14 protein-coding genes are annotated in these 16,507 nt (G+C 69.6%); 9 read left to right on the forward strand and 5 right to left on the reverse strand.

Annotated elements, in window-relative coordinates:
* The first annotated feature begins 68 nt into the window (after positions 1–68).
* Positions 69–1,046 carry an alpha/beta fold hydrolase gene (locus V7672_RS12425; RefSeq protein WP_335624915.1) on the forward strand — a complete coding sequence of 326 codons (978 nt, stop codon included), beginning with the start codon at positions 69–71 and terminating at the stop codon, positions 1,044–1,046.
* Positions 1,047–1,061: 15 nt separating this feature from the next.
* Here V7672_RS12425 and recQ read toward each other — a convergent pair whose 3' ends face one another.
* Positions 1,062–2,927: a DNA helicase RecQ gene (gene recQ, locus V7672_RS12430; RefSeq protein WP_335624916.1), complete on the reverse strand. Its 1,866-nt coding sequence runs from the start codon at positions 2,925–2,927 to the stop codon at positions 1,062–1,064.
* Positions 2,928–2,999: 72 nt separating this feature from the next.
* On the opposite strand from recQ, the gene V7672_RS12435 reads away from it, so the two are divergent.
* From V7672_RS12435 to V7672_RS12470, 8 genes are all read left to right on the forward strand, one after another.
* Positions 3,000–3,899 (forward strand): class I SAM-dependent methyltransferase, encoded by a 900-nt coding sequence (locus V7672_RS12435; protein ID WP_335624917.1) that lies wholly within the window; start codon positions 3,000–3,002, stop codon positions 3,897–3,899.
* The gene (locus V7672_RS12440; protein WP_335624918.1) at positions 3,896–4,627 is read left to right on the forward strand and encodes a 16S rRNA pseudouridine(516) synthase; all 732 of its coding nucleotides are present in this window, start codon (positions 3,896–3,898) and stop codon (positions 4,625–4,627) included. Before V7672_RS12435 ends, V7672_RS12440 begins: the two co-directional genes overlap by 4 nt.
* A 57-nt stretch (positions 4,628–4,684) precedes the next feature.
* On the forward strand, positions 4,685–5,899 hold the full coding sequence (locus V7672_RS12445) for an NAD(P)/FAD-dependent oxidoreductase (protein ID WP_335624919.1): 1,215 nt from the start codon (positions 4,685–4,687) through the stop codon (positions 5,897–5,899).
* Between the two features lie 31 nt (positions 5,900–5,930).
* The gene (locus V7672_RS12450) at positions 5,931–6,599 is read left to right on the forward strand and encodes a phosphoribosylanthranilate isomerase (protein WP_335624920.1); all 669 of its coding nucleotides are present in this window, start codon (positions 5,931–5,933) and stop codon (positions 6,597–6,599) included.
* A complete protein-coding gene (gene trpB, locus V7672_RS12455; protein WP_335624921.1) occupies positions 6,596–7,810 on the forward strand; it encodes a tryptophan synthase subunit beta in 1,215 nt (404 codons plus the stop codon). The genes V7672_RS12450 and trpB overlap by 4 nt, the downstream gene beginning before the upstream one ends.
* A gap of 130 nt (positions 7,811–7,940) precedes the next feature.
* Complete coding sequence (gene trpA, locus V7672_RS12460) at positions 7,941–8,771, forward strand: tryptophan synthase subunit alpha (protein ID WP_335624922.1); 831 nt, start codon at positions 7,941–7,943, stop codon at positions 8,769–8,771.
* A 10-nt stretch (positions 8,772–8,781) separates the two neighbouring features.
* Positions 8,782–9,681: an acetyl-CoA carboxylase, carboxyltransferase subunit beta gene (accD, locus tag V7672_RS12465; RefSeq protein ID WP_335624923.1), complete on the forward strand. Its 900-nt coding sequence runs from the start codon at positions 8,782–8,784 to the stop codon at positions 9,679–9,681.
* 5 nt (positions 9,682–9,686) lie between these two features.
* Entirely contained in the window at positions 9,687–10,961 is a 1,275-nt protein-coding gene (locus tag V7672_RS12470; RefSeq protein ID WP_335624924.1) for a bifunctional folylpolyglutamate synthase/dihydrofolate synthase, read from the forward strand.
* Positions 10,962–11,012: 51 nt separating this feature from the next.
* Here V7672_RS12470 and gyrB read toward each other — a convergent pair whose 3' ends face one another.
* From gyrB to dnaN, 4 genes are all read right to left on the reverse strand, one after another.
* On the reverse strand, positions 11,013–13,442 hold the full coding sequence (gene gyrB / locus V7672_RS12475) for a DNA topoisomerase (ATP-hydrolyzing) subunit B (protein WP_335624925.1): 2,430 nt from the start codon (positions 13,440–13,442) through the stop codon (positions 11,013–11,015).
* Between the two features lie 156 nt (positions 13,443–13,598).
* The gene (gene recF / locus V7672_RS12480; RefSeq protein ID WP_335624926.1) at positions 13,599–14,732 is read right to left on the reverse strand and encodes a DNA replication/repair protein RecF; all 1,134 of its coding nucleotides are present in this window, start codon (positions 14,730–14,732) and stop codon (positions 13,599–13,601) included.
* A 99-nt stretch (positions 14,733–14,831) separates the two neighbouring features.
* Positions 14,832–15,248 (reverse strand): SseB family protein, encoded by a 417-nt coding sequence (locus V7672_RS12485; RefSeq protein WP_335624927.1) that lies wholly within the window; start codon positions 15,246–15,248, stop codon positions 14,832–14,834.
* A gap of 3 nt (positions 15,249–15,251) precedes the next feature.
* Positions 15,252–16,370: a DNA polymerase III subunit beta gene (gene dnaN, locus V7672_RS12490; protein ID WP_335624928.1), complete on the reverse strand. Its 1,119-nt coding sequence runs from the start codon at positions 16,368–16,370 to the stop codon at positions 15,252–15,254.
* Positions 16,371–16,507: the final 137 nt, after the last annotated feature.

Below are 16,507 nucleotides of genomic sequence, written 5' to 3' on the forward strand. Positions count from 1 at the left end.
TCACGCAAATTTGGCAAGAGCCGGATGATCTGCCTCATCCGGGCCGCGTTCATGATGAGGATGGCCTCATGATTTCCCAACTTGCCCTGATCAGTCTGATGTTTGCCTTGGCAGCGCCCCTGGCGGACGCGCCGGATGCAGCGTCGGCACCTGCCCGGGCGACACCCGCCACCGAAGTCCCGGGCCAGCCTGCAAGTCCCGCCGCTCCGCAGGCGCGGTTCACCTCGAACCGGATCGTCGTCGAGGTCCGTCAGCCGCGCCCGGGCGATCCCGGTCAGCCGGTCCGCGATGTGATCCTGATCCCGGGTCTGGCCTCGACCGCCCTCATCTGGGAGCCGGTGGCCGAGCGGCTCAGCCGGACGCACCGGGTACATCTGGTGTCAGTGCGTGGGTTTGGCGAACTGGGGGCAGGCGATAACAGGCGCGGGCTGGTCGCCGCTCCGGTGGCCGCCGAGGTCGCCCGCTATATCCGCAGCCGGGGCCTGCGCGACCCGGCCGTCATCGGCCATTCCATGGGCGGGCAGATCGCGCTGAGACTGGCGTCGGACCCCCGGATCGATCTGGGCCGTGTGATGATCGTCGATGCCGCGCCCTTCTTCCCGTCGCTGGTCGATGACCGGGCCACGGGACAGGACCTGGAGCCGATCGCCGCCGTCGCCTATCAGGCCGTGCTGTTTCTGGGAGACGACGCCCTGGCGCGCCAGCCCTGGGCCGAGGGCATGGGCTCGACCGTCGGTGCGCTGGAGGCCTGGGTCGGCTGGCAGGGTGGCGACGCCCGCGTGCTGGCGCAAAGCCTGTATGAGGTCATGACCGTCGACCTGCGCCCCAATCTGGCGCGCATCGATGTGCCGGTGACCGTCGTCTATGGCTGGAGCCGCCGCGAGGACTCGCCCCGCTATCAGCTGCAGTCGTCCTGGAGTCAGGCGTATCGCGGCCTCAGGCGGCCGGCCCGGCTGGTGCCGATCGAGGGGGCCGAGCACATGGTGATGATCGACCAGCCGGTCCGCTTCATGGCGGCGGTCGATGAGTTTCTGGGCGCGCCCTGAAGCCGGATCCGGCGCTCAGGCGGCCTCGGCGTCGCGCGCCCGGCCAAGAACCTCCAGCACGGCCCGGCCATAGGTGGTCAGCTTGGATTTGCCGATGCCGGGCACGGTGGACAGGGCCTCCAGACTGGCGGGTTGCGCCTCGGCCAGCGCCAGCAGGGTGCGATCCTGAAAGATGACATAGGGGGGCACGCCTTGGGCGTGGGCCACTTCGCGACGCCAGCCGCGCAGGGCCTCGAACCGCTCGCGCGCCCCGGCGGGCAGCCGCGCCACAAGGTCGGTGGCCGGGGCCCGCTTGCCGGCGGACCGCGCCGCCTGGGGGGCTTCCCGCCGCAGCCGCACCTCATGCGCGCCGCGATAGACGGCCCGCACCGCCTCGGGATCGCCGAGGCCGATCAGGGGACGCCCTTCGTTCGGGTCCTCAATCAGCAGGCCCTCGAACACCAGATGATCCAGAATGCGACGCCATTCGCTGACCGGCAGGTCGCGCCCGATGCCCCAGGTCGACAGGCCCTGGCCCAGTCCCTCGCCGTCCTTCTGGCGCCCGGTCAGATGGTCGATGACCCGGCCGCGGCCATAGCGGCCTTCCAGCCGGTGCACGGCGGCCAGCGCCTTTTGCGCCTCGGTCGTTATGGCCACCTGTTCGGGCGGACTGCGGCACAGGTCGCAGACGCCGCAGGGCTCCGCGCCCTCTTCCCCGAAATAGTGGCGTACCGCCTGCGGCCGACAGACGGCCCCGTCCAGCATGGCATACAGCTGCCAGACCTTGCGGCTCTGGGCGGCCATCACCTCGGCATCCATGGGGCTGCCGTCCAGCCGCTTCAGCGACCAGGCCACATCGGCCGAGCCGTAAAGGGTGATGCCCTCGGCCGGGTCGCCGTCGCGGCCGGCGCGGCCGACCTCCTGCCAATAGGCCTCCAGCGAGCCGGGCGGGTCGGCGTGCAGCACATAGCGGACGTCCGGCTTGTCGACCCCCATGCCAAAGGCGATGGTCGCCACGATCACCCCCTGATCGGCCTCCAGAAACCGGGTCAGCCGGTCGTGGCGCTCGCGCGTCTCGAGGCCGGCGTGATAGGCGACCGCGTCATGGCCGGCGCTGGCCAGCGCCTCGGCCAGCCGCTCGCAGCCCTTGCGCGATCCGCAATAGACGACGCCCGAGACGCCGCGCCGGGCCTCGACCAGTTCCACGACCTGGGCCTCGGTCTTCGCCTGTCCTCCCGCCTTGGGCAGGGCCGACAGCCGCAGGTTCGGCCGGGCGAAGCTGTCGACGAACACCTCGGCCGCGCCGATGTTCAGCGACTGCAGGATGTCCGCGCGGGTCCGGGCATCGGCGGTGGCGGTCAGGGCCACGGTCGGCACATGAGGAAAGCGCGCCTTCAGCCGTCCCAGATTGCGATAGTCGGGCCGGAAGTCATGACCCCATTGCGAGACGCAGTGGGCCTCGTCGACCGCGATCAGCGACAGGTCCAGCTCGGCCAGCCGGTCCAGCAGATACGACTGGGCCAGACCTTCGGGCGAGACATACAGCAGTTTGATTTTGCCGGCCCGTATCCGGCTCCACAGCGCCGCGCGGGCGTCGGAATCGAGCGAGGAGTCCAGCCGCGCCGCCGGTACGCCCAGCTGGTCCAGCGCCGCCACCTGATCGCTCATCAGGGCGATGAGGGGCGAGACCACCAGCGCCAGACCGGGCCGCATCAGGGCCGGGATCTGGTAGCACAGGCTCTTGCCGCCGCCGGTCGGCAGCACCGCCAGCACATCGCGTCCGTCCAGCACCGCCTGGATGGCCGGGGCCTGCAGGCCGCGAAAATCGTCGTGGCCCCAGATGCGTTGCAGCAGGGATCGGGCGGTCGGGGGGCTCCCGTTGGCGGACGAATCACAGGCCATGCCCGGTTCTGCCGGATGGGGCCGGACGTGTCACCCGTGCCCGCCGCGACAATTGCCGCTATAGGCCGCCCTATGAACAGCCTGATCTATGGTCGCCCGCCCCTCATCTTCGATCCGCCCGGCGATGCCCTGCAGGTCTCGCCGCGCCATCCGGGCGCGGAGGTGCTGGAAGACCTCGCGCCGGAAAGCGTCGATCACGCCGTGGTCCATGCCCCCGCCGGCGCCGTCGAGCGACGCTATACGCTGGCGCTGGTGCTGCGCGCGCTGAAGCCCGGCGGCCGGATCGATGCCATGGCGCTGAAGACCCGGGGCGGCGCCCGCCTGTCGAAGGAGCTGGACGGCTTTGGCGTGGCCAGCGAGGTCGTGTCCAAGGCCCACTTCAAACGCTGCCTGGGGGTCCGGCCCGAGACGCTGACCGGCATCGAGGCCGCGATTGCCGAGGGGGCCCTGCGACAGGACCACGAGTCCGGCATCTGGACCCAGCCGGGCCTGTTCGCCTGGGACCGGGTCGACCCCGGCACGGCCCTGCTGATCCGTCACGTGGGCGCGCTGAAGGGCCGGGGCGCCGACTTCGGCTGTGGCTATGGGGCGCTCGGGCAGGTGGTCCTGGCGCAGGAGGCCGTCACCGAACTGACCCTGATCGATCTGGACCGCCGCGCGGTCGAGGCGGCGCGACGCAACCTGACCGACCCGCGCGCCCGGCACCTGTGGGCCGATGTGCGCACGCTGGACAACCTGACCGATCTGGATTTCGTCGTCGCCAATCCGCCCTTCCACGACGGCGGAGCCGAAGACCGGGCGCTGGGGCAGGCCTTCATCGACCGCGCGGCGAAATCGCTGCGCACCGGCGGCATGCTGTGGATGGTGGCCAACCGGCACCTGCCCTATGAGGCCGGGCTCAAGTCGGCCTTCAAGGCGGTCCGCGCCGTGGTCGAGGGCGAGGGCTACAAGATCATCGAGGCGAAGAAGTGAAGACCCCCACCGCCCGCGTCGACCGCCTGCTGTCCTCGCTCGGCTATGGCTCGCGCACCGAAATGGCGCGGATGGCCAAGGCCGGCGGCATTGTGCTGGACGGGGTGGACCTGACCGATGTGTCAAAGCGGATCGCGCTTTCGCCCGACCTGCCGTCGCGGATGGAGATCGACGGCGAACCGCTCGATCCCCTGCCGGGGCTGGTCATGATGATGCACAAGCCGCTGGGCATGACCTGTTCGCACAAGGAGGACGGCGCCCTGGTGTTCGACCTTCTGCCCGGTCGCTGGCGCCAGCGCGATCCGGCCATCTCGACCGTGGGACGGCTGGACAAGCAGACCACCGGCCTGTTGCTGCTGACCGACGACGGGGCCCTGCTGCACCGGATCATCAGCCCCAAACGCCATGTGGCCAAGGTCTACCGCGCCACCCTGGCCCGTCCGCTGGAGGGCGGCGAAGGTGCCCTGTTCGCTTCGGGCGAGCTGGTGCTGGAGGGCGAGGACAAGCCCCTGTCGCCTGCCCTCCTGGAGGTCATCACCCCGACCGAGGCGACCCTGACGGTGACCGAGGGCCGCTATCATCAGGTGCGACGCATGTTTGCCGCCGTCGGCAATCACGTCGAGGCCCTGCACCGGGAACGGGTCGGCGCCCTGACCCTGCCCGACGATCTGGCGCCCGGCGAATGGCGGCTGCTGACGCCCGAAGAGGTCGATCTGATCTTTCAGTGACGCCGCCGGAACCCCCGGACCTCTGGGGCTCTATCGCTCCACAACAGGGGACGGTCGATGAGCGGTGCCACACAGAAGCGGGATCTCAGGACCGGCCGGTCGGTCTGGGCCGACAGCTATGGCCTCGGCGTGCCGGTGAAGGCGCTGACCGAAGCCGTTTCAGTCGATATTGCCATCATCGGCGCGGGCATCAGCGGCGCCTTCATGGCGCGCGAGCTGAGCCGCGATCATTCGGTGGTGGTGCTGGACCGGCGCCCGCCCCTGACCGGATCGACCATGGCCTCGACGGCCCTGCTGCAATGGGAGATCGACCTGCCGCTGACGGCGCTGGCCGACCAGATCGGCATGCCGGATGCGCGCCGGGCGTATCTGCGCTCCCGCGCGGCGGTGGAAGCGCTGAAGCAGATCGTGGCGGACGAGGGCATCCGCTGTGGCCTCCAGGACAAGGACACCCTCTATCTGGCCGGCGATGAGTACGGTCGTCGCGCGCTGGAGGCCGAGGCCGACGCGCGGGCCGACGTCGGGCTGGACAGCACCTTCCTCGGTCCCGCCGACCTGCGCGCGCGGTTCGGCCTCGACCGGACCGGGGCGATCCTGTCCACCGGCTCGGCCAGCGCAGACCCCGCCCAGCTCGCCGCTGCCCTGCTGCGCCGCGCCCAGGCGGACGGGGCGGTGGTCTATTCGCCGGTCGAGGTGACGCAGGCCGCTTCGGACCCCGACGGTGTGACCCTGCTGACCGATGCGGGCCACGCGGTGCGCGCCCGTCATGTGGTGTTCTGCTGTGGCTATGAGTTTCCGGACGGCGTGCCGACCCCGGGTGCAAAGGTCATCTCGACCTGGGCGCTGGCCTCGACCGAACGCACGCCTTGCCCGGCCTGGCTGCGCGACACCCTCGTCTGGGAAGCGTCCGACCCCTACCTCTATTTCCGCATGGCCAGCGACGGGCGGTTGATCGTGGGCGGCGAGGACGAGGACGCCCCCGGCGCGCATGAGGACCCGGACAAGCTGAAGCGCAAATGCGAAACCATCCGCGAGAAGCTTCTGCGCCTGCTGCCCGATCTGGCGTTCGAGGTCGACTACATCTGGGCCGGGGCGTTCGGCGAGAGCGCGACCGGCCTGCCGTCCATCGCGCCCGTCCCCGACATGGCGCACGCCTGGGCCGTGATGGGCTTTGGCGGCAACGGCATCACCTATTCGGTGATCGCCAGCCAGGTGGTCTCGGCGGCGATCCGGGGTCGCGCCGATCCCGACGCCGACCTCTATCAGGCTTGACCGTCCGGGCCCGCAGGTCCACCTGACCGGTATGACCCTGGCCAAGATCTGTGGGCTGACGACCCCCGAAACCCTGACCGTTGCTGTCGAGGCGGGCGCGGCCTTCATCGGTCTGGTGGCCTTTGAGAAAAGCCCGCGCCACCTCGCGCCCGAAGACGCCCGGCGCCTGCTGGACCAGACCGGCATGGTCGGGGACCGCCGCGCGAAGGTGGTGGTGGTGACGGTCGACCCCGACGATGCCCTGCTGGACGCCCTGAGCCGCCGCGTCGCCCCCGACCTCATCCAGCTGCACGGCCACGAGACCCCCGCGCGCGCCGCGGCAGTGCGCCAGCAGACCGGGGCCGGGATCATCAAATGCCTGCCGGTCTCTGGCCCCGACGACCTCAAGCCCGTCGCCGACTGGGCCGGAGTGGCCGATCACCTGATGTTTGACGCCCGCACCCCGGCCGACGCGACCCTGCCCGGCGGCATGGGCCTGAGCTTCGACTGGACGCTGCTGCAGGCGCTCCACCTGCCGCGTCCGTGGTTCCTCGCGGGGGGCCTTACCCCCGGCAATGTCACTGAGGCGGTGCGGCTGTCCGGCGCACCCATGGTCGACGTGTCCTCTGGCGTCGAGCGCGCGCCGGGTGTTAAGGAACCGGCCCTCATCCGCGCCTTCCTTGAGGCCGTAGGTACCCTCCCCGGGAAACAGTCATCTTGAACGCTTCGCTCTCAAACGCTTACGCCTGGCCCGACGCCGAGGGCCGGTTCGGTCCGTTCGGCGGCCGGTTCGTCGCCGAGACCCTGATGCCCGCCGTCCACGAGCTGGAGGCCGCCTGGGATGCCGCGCGTGCCGATCCGTCGTTCCAGGCCGAGCTGGATGACTTCCTGACCCACTATGTCGGGCGGCCCAGCCCGCTCTATTTCGCCGAGCGGCTGACGGAACATCACGGCGGCGCCAACATCTGGTTCAAGCGCGATGAGCTGAATCACACCGGCGCGCACAAGATCAACAACTGCATGGGCCAGATCCTGCTGGCCCGCCGCATGGGCAAGACCCGCATCATCGCCGAGACCGGCGCCGGCCAGCACGGGGTGGCGACCGCCACCGTCTGCGCCCGCTTCGGCCTGCCCTGCATCGTCTATATGGGCGCCGCCGACATCGAGCGTCAGGCGCCGAACGTCTTCCGCATGAAGCTGCTGGGGGCCGAGGTGCGGCCGGTCACCAACGGTCGCGCGACGCTGAAAGAGGCCATGAACGAGGCCATGCGTGACTGGGTCTCGAACGTCGGCGACACCTTCTACATCATCGGTACGGCGGCGGGGCCGCACCCCTATCCGGCCGTGGTGCGCGACTTCCAGAGCGTCATCGGGCGCGAGGCCAAGGCACAACTGGCGGCCCGCAACGGCCGTCTGCCCGACGCCTGTGTCGCGGCGATCGGCGGCGGCTCGAACGCCATCGGCCTGTTCCATCCCTTCATCGGCGACGAAGGCGTGCGCCTGATCGGCATCGAGGCCGCGGGGCTTGGGCTGGAAGGGAATTCGCACGCCGCCAGCCTGCAGGGCGGACGCCCCGGCGTGCTGCACGGCAACCGCACATACCTGCTTCAGGACGACGACGGCCAGATCCTTGAAGGGCACTCCATCTCGGCGGGCCTCGACTATCCGGGCATCGGGCCCGAGCACGCCTGGCTTCACCAGACCGGACGCGCCGAATATCGCGCCGCCACCGATGCCGAGGCGCTGGAGGCCTTCCAGCTGTGCTCGAGGCTGGAGGGTATCATCCCCGCGCTGGAACCCAGCCACGCCCTGGCCCGCGTCGGCGAGATCGCGGCCGAAGTCGGCAAGGGCGGCAATGTCGTCCTCAATCTGTGCGGTCGCGGCGACAAGGACATCTTCTCTGTCGCCAAACACCTCGGGGTGGAGCTGTGAGGGCGTTTCGTGAGTTTGCATCCCGACGTCCGCTGCTCGCTCTGACGCTTGTCGCAGCTGTGGTGGTTCTGGTCGGCGTGCCGTTGAGCACCCTTAGGGTTCACGTGGAATTTCCGGCGGCGGAGGCCCAATGACCACCGCCCGTATCGATGCCCGCTTTGCCGCGCTGAAGGCCGAGGGCCGCGCCGGTTTCGTCGCCTATGTGATGGCCGGCGATCCGTCGCCCGAGGCCACGCTCGACATCCTGAACGGTCTGGTCGAGGCCGGGGCCGATGTGCTGGAACTGGGCTTTCCCTTCTCCGATCCCATGGCCGAGGGACCGACCATCCAGCGCGCCGCCCTGCGCGGCCTGAAATCCGGCCTGACGCTGAAGGGCACGCTGGAGCTGGCGCGCCGCTTCCGCGAAGGGAATGCCAATACGCCCCTGATCCTGATGGGCTATCTGAACCCGGTCGAACAGATGGGCTATGACACCTTTGTCCGTGCGGCCGACGCGGCCGGCGTCGATGGCGTCATCATTGTCGACTGCCCGCCGGAGGAATCCGCAGACCTGGTCGAGGCGCTGGACGCCGCCCACCTGTCGCTGATCCGGCTGGCCACGCCGACCTCGGACGATGACCGGCTGCAGGTCATCGCGCGCGGCACCTCGGGCTTTGTCTATTACGTCTCGGTCGCCGGTGTGACCGGGGTCAAGGAAGCCGTGGCCGGCGATGTGGCGCCGGCGGTGGCGCGCGTCCGCTCTGCGACCGGCCTTCCCGTGGCGGTCGGCTTTGGCGTAAAGACTGCCGAACGGGCCGCCGAAATCGCCCGCGTGGCTGACGCGGTGGTGGTCGGCTCGGCCCTCGTCGACCGGATCGAGGCGGCCGTGACCGAGAACCGCGACCCGGTGGCCGACGTTCTCTCCCTGGCGCGGGACCTGTCGCACGCCGTGCACACCGCCCGCGCCGCCGAAACCGTGTAGAAGACGACCCATGGCTGATCGCAAGACCCCCGACCGTCCGCAACCGCCCGCCCGGGGTGGCTGGCTGAGCCGCTTTGCGCCCGGCGTGCGCAAGATCGTCGGCCGCCGCGACACGCCCGACAATCTGTGGGTCAAGGACCCCGACACCGGCGAGATGCTGTATCGCTCGGACCTTGAGGGCAGCCTGTGGGTGACGCCGTCCGGGCGCCATATGCGCATCAATGCCCCGACCCGGCTGCGCTACACCTTCGACGACGGCGAGTATGAGCCGATCGACACCCCCGAGGTGCCCGAAGACCCGCTGAACTTCTCGGACGGCAAGCCCTACCGCGAGCGTCTGGCTGCGGCGCGCAAGGCGGCGGGCCGCAAGGACACCATGGCCATCGGCTATGGCGAGGTCGGGGGCAGCCCGGCCGTCGTCATCGTCCAGGATTTCACCTTCATGGGCGGCTCGCTGGGTATGGCGGCGGGCGAAGCCTTCATCGCTGCTGCCGAGGCGGCCATCGAACGCAAGGTGCCGCTGGTCTGCTACACCGCCGCCGGCGGCGCCCGCATGCAGGAGGGCGCGCTGTCCCTCATGCAGATGGCCCGCACCACCCTGGCCATCCAGGACCTGAAGGCCCACCGCCTGCCCTTCATCGTGGTGCTGACCGACCCGACCACCGGCGGGGTGACCGCCAGCTATGCCATGCTGGGCGATGTCCATCTGGCCGAGCCCGGGGCCCTGATCGGCTTTGCCGGCCCGCGCGTGATCGAGGCCACCATCCGCGAGAAGCTGCCTCCCGGCTTCCAGCGTGCGGAATATCTGCAGGAAAAGGGCATGGTCGACCGCGTCGTCACCCGCGCCGACCTGCCCCGCGTGCTGGGCCAGATCCTGTCCATGCTGATGGACGGCCGAAAGGCGGCCTGAGCCCCGTGGACCCGATCTCCGCGCGACTGCGGGCCCGGCACCCCCAGAGGATCGATCTGTCGCTGGAGCGGATGACCGCCCTGTGCGCGGCGCTGGGCGATCCGCAGCTGAACCTGCCGCCCGTGGTCCATGTGGCGGGGACCAACGGCAAGGGCTCGACCATCGCCTTCCTGCGGGCCATGGCCGAGGCGGCGGGCTTGCGCGTCCATGTCTATTCCTCACCGCATCTGGTGCGGTTCAACGAACGGATCCGGCTGGCCGGGACGCTGATCAGCGATGCGGCACTCTCGGTGATCCTCGACCGGATCGAGGCCATTCCCGGCGAGGCGACCGTGTTCGAAAGCACCACGGCGGCGGCCTTTGTCGCCATGAGCGAGGTCGAGGCCGATCTGGCCCTGATCGAGGTCGGACTGGGCGGCTCGCTGGATGCCACCAATGTCCTGCCCGTGCCGCAGCTGGCCGTCATCACCCCGGTGGACCACGACCACGCCGAATTCCTCGGCACCGATCTGGCCGGAATTGCGGGCGAAAAGGCCGGCATCCTGAAACGGGGCGGCCGCGCCGTCGTCGCCCGCCAGCCCGAGGTCGCCCGCGACGTCATCGGCCACGCCGCGGCCCGGAAAGGTGTCGCCCTGTCGGTCATGGGCGAGGACATCGATGCTTTCACCGAGCACGGGCGGCTGGTGTTCCAAGGCGTCGACCGGCTGCTGGACCTGCCCGTGCCCGTGCTCAGCGGGCCGCATCAGATCGACAATGCCGGTCTGGCTGTGGCTGCCGCGCTCGACCTCGGCCTGACCGTGGACGCCATCGAGGCCGGCCTGACATCGGCCGTCTGGCCCGCCCGCATGCAGCGGCTGAAGGCGGGGCCCTATGGCAGCCGCGCCGAGGCGGCCGGGGCCGAGCTGTGGCTGGACGGGGGGCACAATCCCCATGCGGGCCGGGCCCTGTCCGAGGCCCTGCTGGAACGCCAGCGCCGCGACCCCCGGCCCATGGCCCTGATCGTCGGCCTGCTGGCCTCAAAGGATGCGGGGGGATTCTTCCAGACCCTGCGCCTGCTGGATGCGCCGGTCCTCACCGTGGCGTTTGAGGGCGCTGCCGTCCCGGCCGAGGCCCTGGCGGCCGTGGCACGGGGGCAAGGCCTGGGCGCCATGCCCGCCGCCAGCGTGGACGAGGCGGTCCGGCGCGCCCTCGACCTCGGCGCCGGCCGCATCGTCATCTGCGGCTCGCTCTATCTGGCGGGGGAAGTGCTGGGCGCGTCCGAAGATACCTGGCCGACCTGACGCTGCCGCGCATCACCCCCGGATCAGCGCCGGGAGCGACGCACGGGGCCGTCAGACGTCGACGGCGGCGTCCAGGGCGTTTTCCTGAATGAACTCGCGGCGCGGCTCGACGACATCGCCCATCAGCTTGGCGAACAGGTCGTCGGCCTCGTCGGCCTGATTGACCTGCACCTTCAGCAGGGTGCGGGCATTGGCGTCCAGGGTGGTTTCCCACAGCTGGTCCGGATTCATTTCGCCCAGACCTTTGTAGCGCTGGATCGACAGGCCCTTGCGGCCCGATTCCAGCACCACGGAAAACAGGTCCAGCGGGCCCCGCACGGTCGCCGTCCGCTCCTTGCGGCGATAGGTGGCAGGCACGTCGAACACCCCGTCAAAGGCATGGGCGCGCTCGCCCAGACGACGCGCGTCCAGCGAGCGGATCAGCGCCTCTTCCAGCACAATGGTCTCGGCCACGGCGCGGCGCACGCGGTTGAACACCACGGCGCCCTGATCGCCCGGAGCCCCGGACCACGGCCCGTCACCCTCTTCGGCATAACGGTCCAGCCCGGTCGAGACCCGATCCAGCAGGGCCTGATCCAGCACGGCATTCTCGTCGAACAGGCCGCCCAGCGCCGCCTGTTCGATGGCAAAGGCCGGCGCACGCTGCGACAGCCGGTCCACACTGGCCTTGAAGGCCTTGGCCTCGCGCGTCAGCCCCTGCAGGTCCATGCCGGTGCGGCGTTCGCCGTCGGCCAGGTCCAGCGAGGCCTCGCTGACGCCTTCCTCGATCAGATAGGCGTCCATCTCGGACTGGTCCTTCAGATAGCGACCGTGCTTGCCCTTGGTCACCTTGTAGAGCGGCGGCTGGGCGATGAAGACGTGGCCGCGCTCGATCAGCTCGGGCATCTGGCGGTAGAAGAAGGTCAGCAGGAGGGTCCGGATGTGGGCGCCGTCGACGTCGGCGTCGGCCATCAGGATGATCTTGTGATAGCGCAGCTTGTCGGCGTTGAAGTCGTCGCGACCGATGCCCGTGCCCAGCGCCAGGATCAGCGTGCCGATCAGGTCGGACGACAGCATCCGGTCAAAGCGGGCGCGCTCCACGTTCAGGATCTTGCCGCGCAGGGGCAGGACGGCCTGGTTCTCGCGGTTGCGGGCCTGTTTGGCCGAGCCGCCGGCGGAATCGCCCTCGACGATGAACAGTTCGGACTTGGCCGGGTCGCGTTCCTGACAGTCGGCCAGCTTGCCGGGCAGGCTGGAGATTTCCAGCGCCGACTTGCGCCGGGTCAGGTCGCGGGCCTTGCGCGCGGCCTCGCGGGCGGCGGCGGCCTCGACGATCTTGGCGACCACCAGCTTGGCCTCGACCGGGTGTTCCTCGAACCAGGTCGACAGGCCCTCGGAGCACAGGCCCTCGACCGCCGGGCGCACCTCGGACGAGACCAGCTTGTCCTTGGTCTGGCTGGAGAATTTCGGGTCGGGCACCTTGACCGACAGGACGCAGGTCAGACCCTCGCGGGCATCCTCGCCCGAGACGGAGACCTTTTCCTTCTTCGCCTGGCCCGAGCTTTCGATATAGGCGCCCATGACGCGCGTCAGGCTGGCGCGGAAGGCCGACAGGTGGGTGCCTCCATCCCGCTGGGGGATGTTGTTGGTGAAGCACAGCATGGTCTCGTGGTAGCTGTCGTTCCACCACAGGGCGAGATCGATCTCGATCCCTTCCTTCTTGCCCCGAATGACGATCACGTCGCTGAGGATCGGCGACTTGGACTTGTCCAGGTGGCGCACAAAGGCCCCGACGCCGCCCTCATAGTGCAGCAGGATCTCGACCGGCTCGGGATGGCGGCGGTCGATCAGCTTGATGACCACGCCCGAGTTGAGGAAGGCCAGCTCGCGCAGGCGATGTTCCAGCGTCTTCAGGTCGAAATCGATGTGCGAAAAGGTCGTGACCGACGGATAGAAGGTCACCTCGGTGCCGGTCAGGGGCTTGCCCGTATCCTCGCGGATCGGGGCGTCGCCGGTCACCACCAGCGGCTTGACCGTGTCGCCGCGCTCGAAGCGCATCTCGTGCGACTTGCCGTGGCGATAGATCTTGAGCTGCAGCCAGTCGCTGAGGGCGTTGACCACGGACACGCCGACTCCGTGCAGACCGCCGGAGACCTTGTAGGAATTCTGGTCGAACTTCCCGCCGGCGTGCAGCTGGGTCATGATGACCTCGGCCGCCGAGACGCCCTCGCCCTCGTGGATGTCGGTGGGAATGCCGCGACCGTTGTCGGTGACGGTGACCGATCCGTCGGCGTTCAGGATCACCTGCACCAGATCGGCATGCCCGGCCAGGGCCTCGTCGATGGCGTTGTCGACCACCTCATAGACCATGTGGTGCAGGCCCGAGCCGTCGTCGGTGTCGCCGATGTACATGCCGGGGCGCTTGCGAACAGCGTCCAGCCCCTTGAGAACCTTGATGGAATCGGCGCCGTATTCGGGCATCTCGGCAGTCGGATCGGTCATGAAGTCGGTCAATAAGACGCCCGCCTGGCGGGCCCGGAAAACAGGGGCGGACACGGAAGATTGGCCAGACGAATCTGCCCCGTATCGAACCGGCTAAATATATAGGAAATTGGACGGGAATTGCGAGGAAAAGGGGTGGCGGAGCCCGCCCTGAATTCACTCGGCGACGAGGGCGCCCCCGGCCACGCGCACGAACCGCGCCCGCCCCTCCAGACCCTCGAACAGCACGCGTTCTGTGCCGGTCATGAAGGCCTGCAGACCGCGCTCGCGGCCCAGCGCCTCGATCTCGTCGAACAGGGCCGCGCGGCGGTCGGCATCGAGGTGGGCCGGGGCCTCGTCCAGCAGCAACAGGGGCCGGGCCGTCTGGTCGGCCAGCCGGGCGATCTGGGCCAGGATCAGGTTCAGCACCAGCGCCTTTTGCTCACCCGACGACCCCTCGGCCGCCGGGCGGTTCTTCTCGCGGTGAAGCGCCGTCAGGTCGGTCCGGTGCGGGCCGAACAGCGAGCGACCCGCCGCCCCGTCACGCGCTCGGGCCGTCCGGAACCCGTCGCGCAGAAAGCCCTCGACCGCCTCCGCCGCCTCGCCTGCTCCTGCGCGCCGCTCAGTCTCGCCGGCGAGACCCAGATCCGCCTGGGGGAAAGGGCGACCCGCGCGGGCATCGATGGCGTCCTGCAGCGCCGACAGCGCCGCCACCCGGGCCCCGGCCATGCGCGCGCCCGCCTCGGCCAGCCGGGCCTCCAGCGCGTCCAGCCACAGGGGGTCGGCCTCGCCCCCCTCGGCGGCCTGCAGCAACAGGCGCAGCCGCTCGCGCAGGGCCTTGTCGTAGGCGGCGACCGCCGCCGCATGGTCGGGCACGGCGGCAAACACCAGCCGGTCAAAAAAGCGCAGCCGGTCGGCCCGCGCATCGGAAAACAGCCGGTCCTGTTCGGGCGTCGCCCAGACGGGCCTGAGATACTCCAGCAACCGCCCGGGCTGCGCCGTCTCGCCATTGATGCGCACGATCCGCCGCGCCGCGCCGCCGCCGGGAACGCCCGTGCCCAGCCGGGTGTCGTCGTTCAGCTCGACCGCCACTGCCCAGGGCCGCCCGGAGGCTTCGCCCGGTTCGCGCCGCCCCATCTCGGCCGCCGTCGCCCCGCGCAGCCCCTTGCCGGGCGTCAGCAGGCTCAGCGCCTCCAGCAGATTGGTCTTGCCCGCCCCGTTCGGCCCATGCAGCACCACAGGCCCCGCCCCCGGCTCCAGCCGCGCGGTCCCGTACGAACGGAAATCGGTGAGGGTGAGGGTGGTGATCACGGCTTCGACGAGGGGCTGGTAAGGCGCGGAGGGCTCAAGGTCGTCCGCCCCCTTCCCTAATCCCTATTGAGGGCCATCCCAAGCCGACGATGGCAGGGCCTATACGCTTTGACCCGCCGCGGCCCCGCGCGCCTTCATCCGGGCCACGCCGTGCGGCGGCATGCTGAAGCCGAGGGTGTGGCCGGGGTTCACCATGACGCCGTACTCATCGCCGACGACGTTCAGGACCCAGTCGGCGCGAACCTGACGCGCATAGGGGTACTGGGGCGCATTATGGGCCCAGGTCGAACACTTGCCGGCGGTGGTGAAGACGACCAGCGCAGGATAGCCCTGCGGCGTCGATACCGTCAGCGGGGACAGGGTCCGGGGCTCGGGCCCCGGGTCTTCCGCGAGCATGACGACGACCTGCGCCCGCATGAACACCGCCGCGAGGTCATCCAGGTTTCCGCCATCCTGTGCGGCGGCGATCGCCGCTTCAAGCGGCGCGCCGACCTCTTCGGGCGGGGGAGTCTGCACGCCCTACACCCGCAGCGGCATCAGCACATACTGGACGCCGGGATCGCCGGGATCGAGGACCAGGGTCGGGCTGGCCGGATCGGCAAATTTGAAGGCGGCATTCTCGCCGGTGATCTGGCCGCAGACGTCCAGCAGATAGCGGGCGTTGAAGCCGATCTCGAAGGGCTCTTCGGAATAGCCGATCTCGACCTCCTCGACGCCCTGTCCGGCTTCCATGTTGCGCACCGTCAGGGTCACGCGATCCAGCTCGAAGGCCAGTTTCACGCTGCGGCTCTTTTCGGCCGAGATGGTGGCCACCCGGTCGACGGCGGCGGCAAAGACGGCGCGGTCGATGTCAGCTTGCTTGTCATTCCCCTTGGGGATGACGCGCATATAGTCGGGGAAGGCGCCGTCGATGACCTTGGAGGTCAGGGCCGCCTGGCCGAATTCGAAGCGGATCTTCTGCGGCGAGACGATCACCTCGACCGCGCCCGAGCCGTCGTCCAGCAGGCGGCGGACCTGATCGATGGTCTTGCGCGGCACGATCACGCCGGGGCTGCCGGCGGCGCCTTCGGGGGCCGGGGTCTCGGCCAGGGCCAGACGGTGACCGTCGGTGGCCACGGTGCGCAGCAGGGGCACGCCGTCCTCGGCCACCGTGTGCAGGTAGAGGCCGTTCAGATAATAGCGGGTTTCCTCGGTCGAGACCGCGAACCGGGTCTTGTCGATCAGCCGGATCAGGTCTTCCTTGGCCAGCGAATAGCGCGACCCGCCCGCCTCGGTCGACATGACCGGAAAGTCGCCTGCCGGCAGCACCGGCAGGTTGAACTTCGAGCGGCCCGCCTGAACCGTCAGGCGCGGATCGTCGCCCGAATAGACCAGCGAAACCTCGGCCCCTTCGGGCAGTTTGCGGGCGATTTCGTACAGGGTGTGGGCGGGGGCCGTGATCTGCCCCTCGACCTGGACGACGGCCTCGGCCTCATCGACCATTTCCATGTCGAGGTCGGTCGCCGAGAACGACAGCCGGTCGCGGCCGGCGCTGAGCAGCACATTGGCCAGGATCGGAATGGTGTTGCGGCGTTCGACAACGCTCTGGACGTGGCTGAGAGCCCTGAGGAGCGCGGATCGTTCGATAGTCAGCTGCATGTCGTCTCGCCCGGACGCGGCGACTCACGGACGCCACGAGAAAGAAGGGCCTTGGACACTAGCGTATCGCGCGGCCAGAGCAAGAAAGGGCTTGAACATCAGGCCCCGCCCCCTTGCCCAACCCTGACGGCAGGTGT

Source organism: Brevundimonas sp. (assembly GCF_036963785.1).
Lineage (GTDB): Bacteria > Pseudomonadota > Alphaproteobacteria > Caulobacterales > Caulobacteraceae > Brevundimonas.